This is a genomic window from Herbaspirillum sp. (genome assembly GCF_035644555.1).
GTDB lineage: Bacteria > Pseudomonadota > Gammaproteobacteria > Burkholderiales > Burkholderiaceae_D > Herbaspirillum.
Window position 1 is genome coordinate 22,635 of record NZ_DASQOH010000045.1, and the last position, 14,225, is coordinate 36,859.

The window sequence follows — 14,225 nt, forward strand, 5'->3', positions numbered from 1 at the left end:
AGCCGGGTAATCCATCAACACTACCAGCTGGCGCGACGCCGAGGAGACCTCGCACGCGGGGCGAGGACCGCAACGAGAAAAAGACGTTCGATCTGGCAGCGTATTATGTCACGCTCGCAGATAAGTTTCAGAACTTCTTGACCTCGATATTGAATTTCTGCAGCGCATAGCCCATCTGGCGCGGCGAAATGTTGAGCGCGCGGGCTGCCTTGGCCTGCACCCAGCCACATTGCTCCATGGCCCAGATAAGACGTTCGCGCTCGGAAGTCGGGGGCGCCGCCGCCAGTGGCTTGTCCTTGGACATCCCGCTCGGCGAAGATGGCACCGTATGCGCCGATATACGCTCCAGCGGTACGACCACGACCGGTTGCTGCTGGCCGGGTTCATGCAAGACCTTGGTCAGGCATTTGTTCTGCTGACAGGAGAAATGCACCTCGGTGATCAGATCGCCACGCATCATGGTGGCAGTGCGCTCGACACAATTTTCCAGTTCCCGTACATTGCCCGGCCAGTAGCAATTCATCATGACCTTCATGGCCTGCGGTGACATGGCCACCATGGTACGCTGGTTCTCGACCCGGAATTTTTCCAGGAAGTGTTCCACCAGGTAGGGGATATCCTCGCGCCGCTCGCGCAACGGCGGAATGAAGATGCTGACCACATTGATGCGGTAATACAGGTCGGCCCGGAACTCGCCCTTGGCCACGGCTTTCTCCAGATCGCGGTTGGTGGCGGTGACCAGACGCACGTCCACCTTGATCGAACGTGACCCGCCGACCCGTTCAAATTCGCGCTCCTGCAATACCCGCAGCAGCTTGGCCTGGAAGGCCGGCGATATCTCGCCGATCTCGTCGAGGAACAAGGTGCCGCCATGGGCGAGTTCGAAACGCCCCTTACGCTCACCCTGGGCCCCGGTGAAGGCGCCCTTCTCGTGGCCGAACAATTCGGATTCGAGCAAGGTTTCCGACAAGGCCGCACAGTTGACCTTGATGAAGGGGCCGTCCTTGCGCGGACTGAGATAGTGGATGGCACGCGCAATGACTTCCTTGCCGGTGCCGCTCTCGCCGCGCAGCAGCATAGTCGAGCGCGAGGGTGCAGACTGGTGTACCTGGGCGAACACTTCCTGCATCGCCTTGGAAATGCCGATCACGTTATCAAGCTTGTACTTGCCCTGCAGTTGCCGGGACAGCTGGCGCTTTTCTTCCTGCAGTTGCTGGCGCTCGGCGGCCACATTGCGATACAGCCGCACGGTTTGTCCGATCAGGTTGGCCACCATGGTCAGCAGCCGTACCTCGTGATCGACGCTGCGCGAGGGCGACAAGCCCTCCCGGAACACACACAGCACACCCAGTATTTCGCGGGCGGCCTTGATCGGTACGCCAACGAAGGAAACGACGCCGCCGTCTTGCGATTCGCGCGGGCTTGTACGGGCCAGGAACAAGGGCTCCTGGGCGAGATCGCGCACGACAATGGGGGTTTCCGTCTGGAAGATCTTGCCGGTGATGCCCTCGCCGACGCGGTAGCGCCCGCTCTGGAATTCTTCGTAGCTCAAGCCGATGGCGCTGACCAGTTGCAGCTCGCCGGTATCCTGCATCAGGCTCAGCAAGACCCGTCGGGTTTCCAGGTGGGCAGACAGGACGTTGAGGACTTCGCGCAAGGTCTTTGACAGATCCAGCGACGAACCCAAAATTTTGCTGATCTCGTAGATCGTGACGAGTTCCAAATTCACACTGCGGTCGTCAAGAATAGTGGCCATCGGACTCTCCATAGGTGAATGCTGGAACCCAATGCGCTGCCTGGGAGCGCTCAAACCGACTGCGGACTCTGCCGTGAAATTGAGATCCAGAAAAATCGACAGACAAAGCGCCGTGTAATTACCTAATAGTTACCTTGCCCAGCAAGCAAACTTCATGCCCAAGCGGAGAGCCGAATCGGGCTTGCCAGACATGCCGCACACGGCCCTCTTCAGCGGCATGGTGTTTTGGCGGCTTGACGACAATCGTGTCGCCTTTGTCGGTTTTGCGACAAGCACCGGCACCGGATCAGCGCCTGCGTATCGCCCTTATCCCGTTGATTTAAAAAGGAATTCGAGAATGGCACGGTTTTGGCTATCGATGCAGGTCATGCGCATCGCCGGTCGACATGAAGGGCGGAGCAGAGCAAGCCGGCAATCCCGCCAGCGTTATGTAGCGAGCTATACAAACCTCAATCATTCACCATCGCCGAACATGAATCTGCCGCCGCTCTCCGAGTCTGGTGCACCAAGCGCGTGCTGGGCGCCCTGCTCTCAGGCATGCTATCTGACCTTGAACTGGCCGGTCGCTGGTGCGGCCATGCCGCGTGGCCCGCAGCAGGCGATCTGCGAACCGCCAGCGTTGCCGCAACCAGCGCACCGACTGCTGGCACTGTGCGATGAATCAGGCTTGCGCAAACTGGTGCTGCATCACATGCGGCGCCTGCGCCACTCTCCTTTGTTCGCACGCTCGCACAACTGCTTTGATTGCGTCACCTCGCGGATCGCCGACTTCGTGGTGGAGTCATGCGGCGGTCCGCTCTACTACAGCCAACGCCATGCCCATCTGCAAGCAGGTGCCGGCCTGCCGTTGCTATTGGATGAAGCGGGCCGCGAACTCTGGCTGGTACAGCTTTGGCATACCTTTGACGATATCGGCTTTCCGCCCGCACTGCGTGCCGACTTCTGGGCCTGGGCCGAACCCTTGTCGATTCATCTGCTGGTACGTCATGCCCGTATCGGACCGCCACGGCGCTACCCTTATGACGTGGTGCGTAGCTGGTTCCACGCGCCGGTCACCGATATGCTGCCGCCGATAGACGGGCCGATCTGGCCCTCGGGCAGGTCCGAACCATGAACTGCTCCATCAGCCATGGCATACCCTGCAGCGGCTTCTTAATACGGCCGGCCTGAGCGATGCCCAACTCTTTTTCCTGCGAACCCGCCATGCCGGACTGTCAGCAACGCTACGGAGTCTTCCTCAACGTCGAAAATCCCCACGGCAATGCGCGCGATGCCTTGTTGCAAACCGTCGATCATGCCATCGTGGCAGAGGCCCTGGGCTATCACGATGTCTGGGTCGCCGAGCACCATTACAGCAGCTTCGCCATCGGCAGCGCCCTGATGGTGCTGCTGGCGCAGATTGCCGCACGTACCTCGCGCATCCGCCTGGGCACAGGCGCGTCGTTGCTGGCACTCAATGACCCCTTGCGGGTCGCCGAGGATGTGGCCACGCTGGACCTGCTCAGCAACGGCCGGATGGAATTCGGCGTGGCACGCGGCGGGCCATTTCCCGAGCAATATCGTCATGCCGGCTTGAGCAGTGCCGACCTGGCGCGCGCGCGCATGATTGAGGCGTTGGACGTGATCCTGGGTGCATGGCAAGGCGTGCCATTCAGTATTGAGGGACGTTTTTTTCACTACGATAGAGTGCAGTTGCAACCGCAGCCGCTGCAACGGCCCATCCCGGTATGGCTGGCCAGCATGAGCGAGGATGCGCTTGATCTGGCCGCGCGCCGTGGTTATGGATTGATGGCCACACCCTCCGCCGACCTCGGGCAGGTGGTCACGCGCGTGGCTGCACAGCGCGCGCAGCGCGGCCTCTTCCCGTTCGCCGTCGCCCGTTTTTTCCATTGCGAACCAGAGGCACACAAGGCGCTGGCGCACGGCCTCGCGGGCGTGCGCGCGTATCCGCGCATGATGCAGGTGCAATTCGCACCCGGCGGCACCCCGCCCATGTTCCAGGCCGATGCCTCCGACCAGGTCATCCTGGCCAACGCCATCATCGGCGACCCGGCGCAATGTGTGGCACGCATTGGCCAACTGCAAGAAAAACTGGGGCCGCATCGCCTGCTGCTCAAACCTGCCAGCCATGATCCCCAGCAAGCGCGCGCAGCCCTGAGCTTGCTGGCGGGCGCGCTGGGACTGCAGCCATCGGCAAGCACATGAGCACCTTACCTGCCACCGACACCACCTTGTTGAGCAGCGAACTGAAACTGGTGCATCGCCTGGACCAGCGCTTCTTTGCCCTGCTCGACGCGATCGCGCAAACCGGCTCGATCAATCGCGCGGCCAGTACGGCGGGCTACAGCTACAAGGGCGCATGGATGCTGCTAGAGTCAGCCAGCAACCTGGTCAATGGAGCTTTGATTGAAACCGCCACCGGCGGCAAAGGCGGCGGCGGCACCCGGCTCACCCCAGCAGCGGTGGAACTGCTGGCCGTGTGGCGCGAGCTGCAACGGCGCAATCTCGAATTCCTGCATCGGCAGGAGACATGGCTTAATCAACTACCAGCCTTGGCTGGCCTGCTCAGGAGAATGTCAATGAAAACCAGCGCACGTAATCAATTCGCCGGCGTCATCAGTGCGATCGATACCGGCCCTGTCACTACGCAAGTCACCGTCACCATCGCCGGCGCACAAGAGATGGTCGCCACCATGACTACGACCGCCGCCAACCGGCTCAAGCTCAGGATCGGCGGCAATGCGATTGCCCTGATCAAGTCCTCGGCAGTGGTGCTGGTCACCGATTTTGCCGGCTTTGCCCTCTCGGCACGCAATCAGTTCGAAGGCACAGTCTCACGCCTGGAGCGTGGCGCGGTATCGTCGCTTGTGGTGTTGACCTTGCCTGGCGGCGCCTCTATGACCGCCAGCCTGACCAATGACGCCATCGATGCGCTGTCGCTGACGGTGGGGCAGACCGCTACCGCCGTCTTCAAAGCGTATTCAGTGATGGTAGCCGTGCAGCAGGATTGATTACATACTGCGACCATCCTTCATTCCGGGTTGCTGACACCTGTGGTCCAGGGTCAAGTCCTGGACACGATCACCATACAATGCTGCCATTTACGCAATGTCAGCCGCCTTGCTGACTACTGCTTGCTATCTTATCTTCCCTGCCCCGGGCTTCTCGTTGAGGAAATCAATAAACCCGTGAGGTGTATTGTCAGTTACGGACACGCTTGTTGTATGCGGTCCGCAGTGGCGCAGAGGCCATCTGCGCCACTACCTCAGACCCAATCCCGGGCCAGAGCAGGTCCGGCAAGCGGCTCGGGATGCCTCTTCCAGATTTCCGATATCTCCGCAGGCCGGCCAAATAGCCAGCCCTGCGCATAGATATCGGGGGCAATTTTCCTCACGGCCTCAAGCTGCTCCTCCGTTTCAATTCCCTCTATCACGACCTGCAAATCCAGTTCCCTTGCCATGCGCAACAAGTTGTGCGTGACCGACTTCAACGGCGAGGCGGTGTTCAAGGTACTGGTGAATAGTTTGTCAATTTTCAAACCATCGAACTGGGTGTAGGAAAGATGGGAAAGATTGGCGCTGCCGGTGCCGAAATCGTCGATCCATATGGAGAATCCCGCCCGTCTCAAGATCTCGACGTTCCGGCTGAATCTCGGTGTACAGATATCGGCGCGCTCGGTGACTTCCAGATGCATCTGCTGGCGCAATTCCGGCGAGGCGGAGGTCTTTTCCAGAATAAAGAGGATGAAAGCATCCTCTTCTATATCCACAACTTCGGTATTGATGGCCAACACCAGAGCGGGGTCCGCGCTCAGGATCTCACGCATCTGTTCCAGCGCCTGCCCCACAACGGCCTTCACCAGCGCGGTACTGAGCTGGTGCTGAAGCGCAAGCGGAACGAAGACGTCCGGAGCAATTTCCGCGCCGCTGCCCGGACGCCATCTCGCCAATACTTCGTACCCCTTGAGCCGGAGATCGCGTACGCAGACGATCGGCTGGTATAGCGTAGCGATTTCGCCGTCGCGGATCCCTTCGCGCAGCTTATCCACGACGTTATCCCTGCGCTGTCCCCATTGACGAACGACCAGAATGCCTGCGGCGCACAGCAAACCCGCGGCCAATAATGGGAGCAGTTCGACCGGCCGCAGCAATGGATACCAGTGCAGTTCGGAAGACGCCTGCACGCACAGATCCATCGATGGACTGCACTCCCTCAGGGCCAAGCCGGACAGCGCCGGCGTCTCCGCGTGACTGGCGCGTCTGGCGCTCACCGCCGCATAGAGATAGCGTCCGCTCCCATCGGTCACGCGCAAGTCGACGTCACGATAGGTTTCGCTGAGATCAAAGGTGGCCGGCGAAGCGATGGCCACGCTGTTTCCAAAAGAGATGAGATTGCTACGGCGCCTGGATGCAGGAATCTGCAGGTTGGTCCATATGCCGTAGCCGCCCAGCGTACGCATCGGCGGGTCCAGTCGGTGCCCTGCGAAGTTACGCCCCCATAACCCCGTACAAACGATACGGCCGTCATGGATACGTCCGATGTCCGAGATATAGATGTTGACATAGGTAATCTGTTTGAGCAGTACGAGGTCATCGTCCGAGCACATCTCGAAAGACCCGGCCTCGGCAAGCCTGAGCGCTTGATTGGTATCGCGGGCGGCATCTTCGGCGCGCTGCAGCGCCTGCAGCGACGCTGCGCGAATATGCGACACCCCGGCCCAGATGAACGCGCACTGGCCCAGAAATCCGAGCACTGCCGAGCAAGCGCAGCCCCATAGAACCAGCTTCTTGAACCTGACTTTGATAGCCATGTCGCGTACGTTCAGATATCAGGATGGTTCACCATCGCAGGGCCTCGCCAGCGCCTGCCTGCATGAAAGACTACAGCTGGCCGATTCTCTCTTCGTGCATCGCTGCGAAGCCCGGAGCGTAGGCTATGCCTGCCAAGAAGGCAGGCGCCCCGCACCCCTCTCCTGCATCCGGGAATGGATCAGAAGGTTTCCCAATCCGTCCCGTTGCCGGCAGCGCCTGCGGCCATCAGCGCTGGCCGCATCGGTTGTTGTAGCGTGGATGCACTGCGGACAGGGCTGCGCCGTGGCACCGGCGATACGGCGGTCGCGGAGGGCGCTGTGGCCCTGGTTGGCAGAGTTGTACCGACGGTGAGCTTGAAGACGCTGACTGTCTGCATCAGGATGCTGGCCTGGTCTTGCAAGGATTGGGATGCCGCGGCGGCTTCCTCCACCAGGGCCGCATTTTTTTGTGTCACGTCATCCATTTGCGTGATGGCTTCATTGATCTGCTCGATGCCGGTGGTCTGCTCCTGGCTCGCCGAGGTGATCTCGCCGATGATATCGGTAACGCGCCGCACACTCTCGACGATATCCTGCATCGTAGCGCCCGCTTCGGTCACCAGCGTACTACCGGCGTCCACCTTCTCCACCGAATTGTCGATCAATCCCTTGATCTCCTTGGCAGCCGTCGCCGAGCGCTGGGCGAGGCTACGCACTTCGCTTGCCACGACGGCGAAGCCACGCCCTTGTTCGCCGGCGCGTGCCGCTTCGACGGCGGCATTCAGGGCCAGAATATTGGTTTGGAAGGCGATGCCGTCGATGACCGCGATGATGTCGACGATCTTCTTGGAAGATTCAGTGATCGAAGCCATGGTCTCAACCACCTGAGAGACTACAGCGCCGCCTTTTTCCGCGACTTCCGACGCCGAGACGGCAAATTGATTGGCCTGTTTTGCGTTATCGGCATTTTGCTTGACCGTCGAGGTCAGCTCCTCCATGGAAGAGGCGGTTTCTTCCAGAGAGCTTGCCTGTTCCTCCGTTCTCGCGGAAAGGTCGAGATTGCCGGTAGCGATCTCGCTCGACGCGGTCGCTATCGTGTCCGTACCGCTGCGGACCTCGGCAACAATCTTTGTCAAGCTGGCGTTCATGTCCTTCAGCGCCTGCAACAATAGGCCCGTTTCATCCCGGGACTCCACCTTGATTTCACTGGTGAGGTCGCCTGCAGCCACGGTCTGCGCCACCTGCACCGCCCGGTTCAACGGGCGCGTTATCGAGCGGGTGATGAACACGCCCAGGAGCAGCCCTGCGCAGGCGCCCCCGGCCACCAGGAGGATCATGAAGAGGCGGCTGGACTGGTACAGGTCCGTCGTCAGCTGATCCGCCGCTGCACCATTGCGCTCCTTGACCTGGCTGAGCGCCGTCATCAGGTCGTCGATCGTATTGGCCTTGCTCCGGAACTCACCGAAGAATTCCTTGATCACCGGACTGTCTTCGTTCAACGGTTCCACCTTCACCTTACCAACCAGTCCTACCAGCAAGGTCTCATATTCAGCGTAGCGGCGATCGAAATCGGACAGCAATTTCTTGCCCTCCTCCGAATAAAAGAGCGGACGCGCTTTTTCAAGATTCGCCTTCAGGTTCTTTCTGGATGTGTCCACCCTGTCGAGGAACCGGTTCTTTTCTTCTGCCGTGGAAGCGAGCAAGGCGTTACTTATCGCGCGTCCGATGTAGATCAGGTTGAGGTTGGCCTCCTTCACATAGGATATGCCCAGCAATTCAGTCTGATAGAGATCGGACGCCTTATCGTTGATCACGCTCATGTTACGGATGCCGATTCCACCGACCAAGGCCCCCAAGATGGAAATCAACAGAAAACCCGCCAGCAGCCGTACCCCTACTTTCATATTCTTAAGCATTTTCATCCCCGAAGTAAATAAACGGCATCGGCGCCACCCGGCGTCCGGTGCACTGCCATTTGGACTGGCGATCCTTGGAACTACGCCGATTGATTCTTTAGAACTCTGCTTATTTTCAAGAAAGCCGGACGACGATTTGCATCCGGCACCGACACTGGCGCGGGCGAACCTGCGCGGTCGCATCTGAATTACGTAAAAGAAACAGGGATGAGCCAACGTACTGCAGGCCTGCCGTCATCAAATGCAAGCCTAGCCTTGGTCGCCAATCGAAGCTGCCGGAAACTCCCCAGAAACCAGATGCCGTCAACGACCATGGCCTCATACCATCGTCTAGGCGCTATGGACAGTAATTTTATGACTTCTATAGTACGAATACAAATTCGATTATAACCGCAAACCTTTAACCCTCGATGGACATAAAGGCGCGAAGTGGAACTGAAATATCGGAAAGCGCTAGGGAGAGCGATCAGACGTCTGCGGATCCAGGCCGGGATCACGCAGGAAGGGCTGGGATTTGAGGCCGGATTGGAACGCAGTTACGTAAGTTCCGTTGAACTGGCAAGCAAGGATCCCTCTTTCAGCACGATTCAGAAGATCGCGACCGCCCTGAATACCTCGATGGCAGATCTGTTTCAGATCTACGAGGAAGAACTCCGCTCTCCGACCAATGAGCCTCCGCGGCGACGCGGGCGACCCTCGCCCAAGACGTGAAGCATGGCGATCAGCGGAAAATGCTTGAAAGAGATCCTTGCGGATAACTTCCGGTGGGAAAAGAAGTTGTCAATACACCATGAGATCGGCGTACTGTGGGTTAGGCTTTCACAGGCCAGCCGCAGGCGTTGCGAAACTTTCTGCGCCGGCATTTGTAGTGCGCCCGCAGATTTCGTGACTGGACCACACTTTGTTCGTCACGCCTCGTGGTCGAGTGGTCCAGCTTTTGGTACAGGATGGAGAAATCTCCTGCGAGCGAGCGGGCATCGCACGGGTCATGCCCCTTGAGCACGGGGAGCCACGATCCCCGTCCTCCTTCACGGACAGGCAAACGCGTCCCCGCATCTCCCTGCCCCTGCCCCACCCAGCTCAGATCCCGCCCATGCACAGATACTTGGTGACGAGGTAGTCGTCCAGGCCGTACTTGGACCCTTCCCGCCCCAGGCCGGACTGTTTCACGCCGCCAAAGGGTGCCATCTCGTTGGAGACGATGCCGGTGTTGATGCCCACGATCCCGTATTCCAGGCCCTCGGCCACGCGCCACACCCGGCCGATGTCGCGGGCAAAGAAATAGCTGGCCAGCCCGAATTCGGTATCGTTGGCCAGGCCCACGACTTCGTCATCGCTCTGGAAGCGGAACAGCGGCGCCAGCGGACCGAAGGTCTCCTCGCGGGCGACCAGCATGTCACGGTGGGCGCCGACCAGGATGGTCGGTTCAAAAAAGGTATGTCCCAGCGCATGACGACCACCACCGGCAACGACCTTTCCTCCCTTGGATCGGGCATCGGCGATGTGCTCTTCCATCTTGGCAACGGCCGCTTCGTCGATCAAGGGCCCCTGGGTCACGCCCGGGTCCATGCCGTTGCCGACCTTGAGTTTGGCCACGGCGATGGACAGCCGGGCTGCGAAGTCGTCATGGACCCGGTCTTGCACATAGATGCGGTTGGCGCAGACGCAGGTCTGGCCGGTATTGCGGAACTTGCTGGCCAGCACGCCTTCGACCGCGGCGTCCAGGTCGGCGTCGTCAAAGATGATGAAGGGGGCGTTACCGCCCAGTTCCAGGGACAGCTTCTTGACCGTCGGTGCGCACTGCTGCATCAGTACGCGCCCGACCTCGGTGGAGCCGGTAAAGCTGAGCTTGCGCACCAGGGGATTGCCGGTCATCTCGCCGCCGATGGCGCTGGCCGAGCCGGTCAGCACCGAAAAGACCCCGGCGGGAACGCCCGCCTGCTGCGCCAGTTCGGCCAGTGCCAGGGCCGAGTACGGCGTCTGCGTGGCCGGCTTGACCACGATGGGACAACCCGCTGCCAGCGCCGCGCCGACCTTGCGGGTGATCATGGCAGCCGGGAAGTTCCATGGGGTGATGGCGGCACACACGCCGATCGGTTCGCGGATGACGACGATGCGACGATCCGGGGCCGGGCCGGGGATGGTGTCGCCATAGATGCGCTTGGCCTCTTCGCCGAACCACTCCAGGTAGGCGGCGGCATAGGCAATCTCGCCGCGCGCTTCGGCCAGCGGCTTGCCCTGCTCGGCCGTCATGATCCTGGCCAGGTCGTCGGTATGAGCGATCATCAGCTCGTACCAGCGGCGCAGGACGATAGCGCGTTCCTTGGCGGTCTTGCGGCGCCAGGCCGGCCAGGCGGCATTGGCCGCATCGATGGCACGGGCGGTCTCGCGTTGACCCATTCGGGGGACCGTGCCCAGGATTGCGCCAGTGGCGGGATTGGTGACGGCGACCGTGGCGCCGTCCAGGGCGTCGGTCCATTCGCCGTCGATGAAACATTGCTGACGGAACAGCTCAGCGTGGGCTAGTTCGAGCATGATCGGATTTCCATGAATAAAGTGAAAGAGGCCTGCCGCCGCGCTCAGATATGCAGAGCGCGTTGATAGGCGGCCAGTACGGCTTCGTGCATGACTTCGGACTGGGTCGGATGAGGGAAGATGGTAGACATCAACTCGGCCTCGGTACTCTCCAGTTCGCGTGCAACCGCATAGCCCTGGATCATTTCCGTGACCTCTTCGCCGACCATGTGCGCACCCAGCAGCTCGCCGCTGGCGGCATCGAACACGACCTTGGCAAAGCCGCCCGTGGCGCCCAGCGCGATGGCCTTGCCATTGACCGAAAACGGGAACTTGCCGACCCGGATCGACCGGCCGGCCTGACGCGCTGCGGCCTCGGTCATGCCGACACTGGCCACCTGCGGGTGGCTGTAGGTGCAGGCAGCGATGTTGTTGGGATCCAGCGCATGCGGGTTCAGCCCGGCGATCTTTTCTACGCAGGCCACCCCCTCGTGGCTAGCCTTGTGCGCCAGCCACGGCGGGCCGGCGACGTCACCGATGGCATACACGCCAGGTTCGCCGGTGGCGCCGAAGGCATCGGTCACGATGTGGCTGCGCTCGACCCGCACCGCGCTGCCTTCCAGACCCAGGTCTTCGACATTGCCCACGATACCGGCTGCCACCAGTACTACATCGGCCACCAGGCTGTCCTGATGCCGGCCTTCGAGACTTACCTGCCACTCGGTCTGCGCGCCGGCACCACGCCGGCTGGTGGCGGCGATACGTGCACCGGTATAGAGCCGCATGCCCTCCTTGCGCAGCGATTCGGCCACGTGGGCGCTGACATCCTCATCCTCCACCGGCAGGATGCGGTCGGCCATCTCCACTACGCTGACCTCGGCGCCGAGGGCGCGATAGAAGCTGGCGAACTCGATCCCGATGGCGCCGGCGCCGATCACCAGCAGCCGACGCGGCACGCGCACGGGTACCAGCGCTTCGCGGTATGACCACACGCTCTCGCCATCGGGCTGCAGGCCCGGCAGCTGGCGCGCGCGCGCACCGGTGGCCAGGATGATGTGACGCGCCGCGAGCCGGCTTGCCCCCTGTGCGCCCTGCACCGCCAGGTGGCCCGGGCCGTCGAGGCGGGCGGTGCCGTGGAGGACGGTGATCTTGTTTTTCTTCATCAGGTAGTCCACACCCTTGTTCAGTTGCGCCGCCACCGCGCGCGAGCGGGCCACCATCGCCTGAAGATCGGCGGTGGGCTGGCCCACCTGCACACCGAAGCGGGAGGCCTCGCGCACCAGGCGCAAGACGTCGGCCGACCGCAGCAGTGCCTTGGTGGGAATGCAGCCCCAGTTGAGGCAGACGCCACCCAGCTGGGCCTTTTCCACCAGTACCGTCTTCATGCCGAGCTGGGCGGCGCGAATGGCTGCCACATAGCCGCCCGGGCCTCCGCCCACCACGGCCAGATCGTAATCCGCTTGCGTTGTCGTCATCATCATCCCCTCAGATCAATGCACTCAGCGGGTTCTCGATGCAGCGCTGGAACGCTGCCAGCCATTGCGCCGCCAGGGCACCATCGACGGCTCGGTGATCCACCGAGAGCGTGACCTTCATGACGCGCGCCACCGCCAGCTGGCCATCCACCACCACCGGCTGTTCCAGGGTGGCACCCACGGCCAGGATGGCCGCCTGCGGCGGGTTGATGATGGCGGCGAATTCGCGCACACCGAACATGCCCAGGTTGCTGACGGTGAAACTGCCGCCCTGGTATTCATCCGGAGCCAGCGATCCGGCGCGCGCCCGCGTGGCCAGGTCGGCGATCTCGCGGCTGATGGCCGATAGTGTCTTGCTTCCTGCATCGCGCACAACCGGGGTGATCAGGCCGCCATCGGTGGAGACCGCCACCGAGATATCGGCCTTCGCATACCTGCGCAGGGCCGTATCGGTCCAGCTCACGTTCATCTCGGGCACGGCCTGCAATGCCACGGCCACCGCCTTGACGATGAAATCGTTGACCGAGAGCTTGCGGTGACCGGCGGCATTGATCTCGGCGCGCAAGGCCAGCAGCCGGTCCATGCGGCAGTCGGCACTGACATAGAAATGGGGGATGCTGGCCTTGCTCTCGCTGAGACGACGGGCGATGGTGCGTCGCATGCCACTGTGCGCGACCTCGGTAAAGGTGGGCGTCGCAGCCACGCCGGTGGGCGCGGTCGGGGCAAGGGCTTGGCCAATAGCGACTCCGGCGACCGGCCGCTGGTTGGCGGCATCCACATCGCGTCGGACGATGCGGCCATGCGGACCGCTGCCGCGCAAGCCGTCCAGGGACAGCCCGCGTTCCCGCGCCAGGCGGCGTGCCAGCGGACTGGCAAAGATGCGCGCGCCGGCCTCTGCCCGATCATGCTCCGCGTGCCGGATCGTGGCGGCAACGGCCGGGGCCGCCGTGGATGAGGCGGTCGGTGCGGCCGGCTCCTCGCGCCCAGCCTGCGCCGGTGCCACACCGGCGGCGCTCAGCAGCGCGGCGATGTCGGCGTCCTTTTCGCCCTCGTCCAACAGCACTGCGATGGGTGCGCCGACCTCCACGTCGGTGCCGGTCGCGACCAGTATCTTGCCCAGTACGCCGCTGCTATCGGCATCGTATTCGATGACGGCCTTGTCGGTCTCGATCTCGGCCAGGCATTCGCCGGCGCGGATCACGTCGCCCTCCTTCTTGGACCACTGGACGATCACCGCCGAGGTGGCATTGGCGGCGATCTCGGGCATCTTGATCAGTTTTGCCATGTCAGTCCCCCGCCTTTCCGAGATCGGGTCGATAAGCGGTGATGTCGGAGTACTCGACCAGTTCCAGCACATTGCCTTCCGGATCGCGGCAGAAAGCCAGGTACACGCCAGGCCGCGCTTCCACGCGCTGCGCACCGGTCATGAAGTGGAGGCCGGCACCACGCAGTGCGTCGATGGCCGCCTGGATATCGGCCACGATGAAGGTCAGATAGCAGGCATTAGGCCGCTCCAGGATGTAGGCCGGGGCCACTTCGGCTGCGGGTGGATGGGTGGGGGCCAGCAGTTTGATGCGTTCGCCGTAGGGTGTCTGCAAACGCACCACGGTATAGCCGTCGGCGCACAGGCCGGAGGGCGCCGATTTCTCGGCGGGGACGACGATTTCGCTGATGAAGCGGAAACCCATCGTGTCTTCATAGAAGCGGCGCTGCGCCGGCAGGTCGCGGCAGGCAATACCTACTTCCAGGGGGACGATCATGTCGATGCTCATGGC

General features: G+C 61.8%; 12 protein-coding genes. 5 read left to right on the top strand and 7 right to left on the bottom strand.

Annotation, left to right across the window (positions count from 1 at the left end; all coding sequences use genetic code 11):
• Positions 1-127 precede the first annotated feature (127 nt).
• Positions 128-1,756 carry a nif-specific transcriptional activator NifA gene (gene nifA / locus VE092_RS11740; RefSeq protein WP_324876910.1) on the bottom strand — a complete coding sequence of 543 codons (1,629 nt, stop codon included), beginning with the start codon at positions 1,754-1,756 and terminating at the stop codon, positions 128-130.
• A 154-nt stretch (positions 1,757-1,910) separates the two neighbouring features.
• Here nifA and VE092_RS11745 point away from each other — a divergent pair, with 154 nt between their 5' ends.
• From VE092_RS11745 to VE092_RS11755, 3 genes are all read left to right on the top strand, one after another.
• Positions 1,911-2,870: a hypothetical protein gene (locus tag VE092_RS11745; protein WP_324876912.1), complete on the top strand. Its 960-nt coding sequence runs from the start codon at positions 1,911-1,913 to the stop codon at positions 2,868-2,870.
• Positions 2,871-2,959: 89 nt separating this feature from the next.
• Complete coding sequence (locus VE092_RS11750; protein WP_324877036.1) at positions 2,960-3,961, top strand: LLM class flavin-dependent oxidoreductase; 1,002 nt, start codon at positions 2,960-2,962, stop codon at positions 3,959-3,961.
• Positions 3,958-4,767 (top strand): TOBE domain-containing protein, encoded by an 810-nt coding sequence (locus VE092_RS11755; RefSeq protein WP_324876914.1) that lies wholly within the window; start codon positions 3,958-3,960, stop codon positions 4,765-4,767. Before VE092_RS11750 ends, VE092_RS11755 begins: the two co-directional genes overlap by 4 nt.
• Positions 4,768-5,021: 254 nt before the next feature.
• Here VE092_RS11755 and VE092_RS11760 read toward each other — a convergent pair whose 3' ends face one another.
• Together VE092_RS11760 and VE092_RS11765 are read right to left on the bottom strand one after the other, a co-directional pair.
• Positions 5,022-6,566 (bottom strand): EAL domain-containing protein, encoded by a 1,545-nt coding sequence (locus tag VE092_RS11760; RefSeq protein ID WP_324876916.1) that lies wholly within the window; start codon positions 6,564-6,566, stop codon positions 5,022-5,024.
• A 179-nt stretch (positions 6,567-6,745) separates the two neighbouring features.
• Complete coding sequence (locus tag VE092_RS11765; RefSeq protein ID WP_414653470.1) at positions 6,746-8,449, bottom strand: methyl-accepting chemotaxis protein; 1,704 nt, start codon at positions 8,447-8,449, stop codon at positions 6,746-6,748.
• Here VE092_RS11765 and VE092_RS11770 point away from each other — a divergent pair.
• Positions 8,403-8,648, top strand: coding sequence for a hypothetical protein (locus VE092_RS11770; RefSeq protein ID WP_324877046.1), 246 nt, complete (start codon positions 8,403-8,405; stop codon positions 8,646-8,648). The genes VE092_RS11765 and VE092_RS11770 overlap by 47 nt on opposite strands.
• Before the next feature lie 242 nt (positions 8,649-8,890).
• Positions 8,891-9,172, top strand: a complete 282-nt coding sequence (locus tag VE092_RS23170) for a helix-turn-helix domain-containing protein (protein ID WP_414653471.1) — start codon at positions 8,891-8,893, stop codon at positions 9,170-9,172.
• Between the two features lie 369 nt (positions 9,173-9,541).
• Here the strand turns inward: VE092_RS23170 and gabD are convergent, their stop codons facing one another.
• The 4 genes from gabD to VE092_RS11790 are packed head-to-tail and all read right to left on the bottom strand — an operon-like array spanning position 9,542 to position 14,222.
• Positions 9,542-10,996: an NADP-dependent succinate-semialdehyde dehydrogenase gene (gene gabD, locus VE092_RS11775; RefSeq protein ID WP_324876920.1), complete on the bottom strand. Its 1,455-nt coding sequence runs from the start codon at positions 10,994-10,996 to the stop codon at positions 9,542-9,544.
• A 44-nt stretch (positions 10,997-11,040) separates the two neighbouring features.
• Complete coding sequence (gene lpdA / locus VE092_RS11780) at positions 11,041-12,456, bottom strand: dihydrolipoyl dehydrogenase (protein WP_414653472.1); 1,416 nt, start codon at positions 12,454-12,456, stop codon at positions 11,041-11,043.
• 4 nt (positions 12,457-12,460) lie between these two features.
• Entirely contained in the window at positions 12,461-13,735 is a 1,275-nt protein-coding gene (locus VE092_RS11785; RefSeq protein WP_324876924.1) for a pyruvate dehydrogenase complex dihydrolipoamide acetyltransferase, read from the bottom strand.
• A gap of 1 nt (position 13,736) precedes the next feature.
• Positions 13,737-14,222, bottom strand: a complete 486-nt coding sequence (locus VE092_RS11790) for a VOC family protein (RefSeq protein WP_324876926.1) — start codon at positions 14,220-14,222, stop codon at positions 13,737-13,739.
• Between the last annotated feature and the right edge of the window lie 3 nt (positions 14,223-14,225).

Excerpts from the sequence above, each read along its gene's own strand:
- VE092_RS11790 (WP_324876926.1), bottom strand. The coding sequence starts at position 14,222 with ATGAGCATCGACATGATCGTCCCCCTGGAAGTAGGTATTGCCTGCCGC.
- nifA (WP_324876910.1), bottom strand. The coding sequence starts at position 1,756 with ATGGCCACTATTCTTGACGACCGCAGTGTGAATTTGGAACTCGTCACG.
- VE092_RS11745 (WP_324876912.1), top strand. The coding sequence starts at position 1,911 with ATGCCCAAGCGGAGAGCCGAATCGGGCTTGCCAGACATGCCGCACACG.
- VE092_RS11755 (WP_324876914.1), top strand. The coding sequence starts at position 3,958 with ATGAGCACCTTACCTGCCACCGACACCACCTTGTTGAGCAGCGAACTG.
- VE092_RS11765 (WP_414653470.1), bottom strand. The coding sequence starts at position 8,449 with ATGAAAGTAGGGGTACGGCTGCTGGCGGGTTTTCTGTTGATTTCCATC.
- gabD (WP_324876920.1), bottom strand. The coding sequence starts at position 10,996 with ATGCTCGAACTAGCCCACGCTGAGCTGTTCCGTCAGCAATGTTTCATC.
- VE092_RS11785 (WP_324876924.1), bottom strand. The coding sequence starts at position 13,735 with ATGGCAAAACTGATCAAGATGCCCGAGATCGCCGCCAATGCCACCTCG.
- VE092_RS11750 (WP_324877036.1), top strand. The coding sequence starts at position 2,960 with ATGCCGGACTGTCAGCAACGCTACGGAGTCTTCCTCAACGTCGAAAAT.
- VE092_RS11760 (WP_324876916.1), bottom strand. The coding sequence starts at position 6,566 with ATGGCTATCAAAGTCAGGTTCAAGAAGCTGGTTCTATGGGGCTGCGCT.
- VE092_RS11770 (WP_324877046.1), top strand. The coding sequence starts at position 8,403 with ATGGAAATCAACAGAAAACCCGCCAGCAGCCGTACCCCTACTTTCATA.
- lpdA (WP_414653472.1), bottom strand. The coding sequence starts at position 12,456 with ATGATGATGACGACAACGCAAGCGGATTACGATCTGGCCGTGGTGGGC.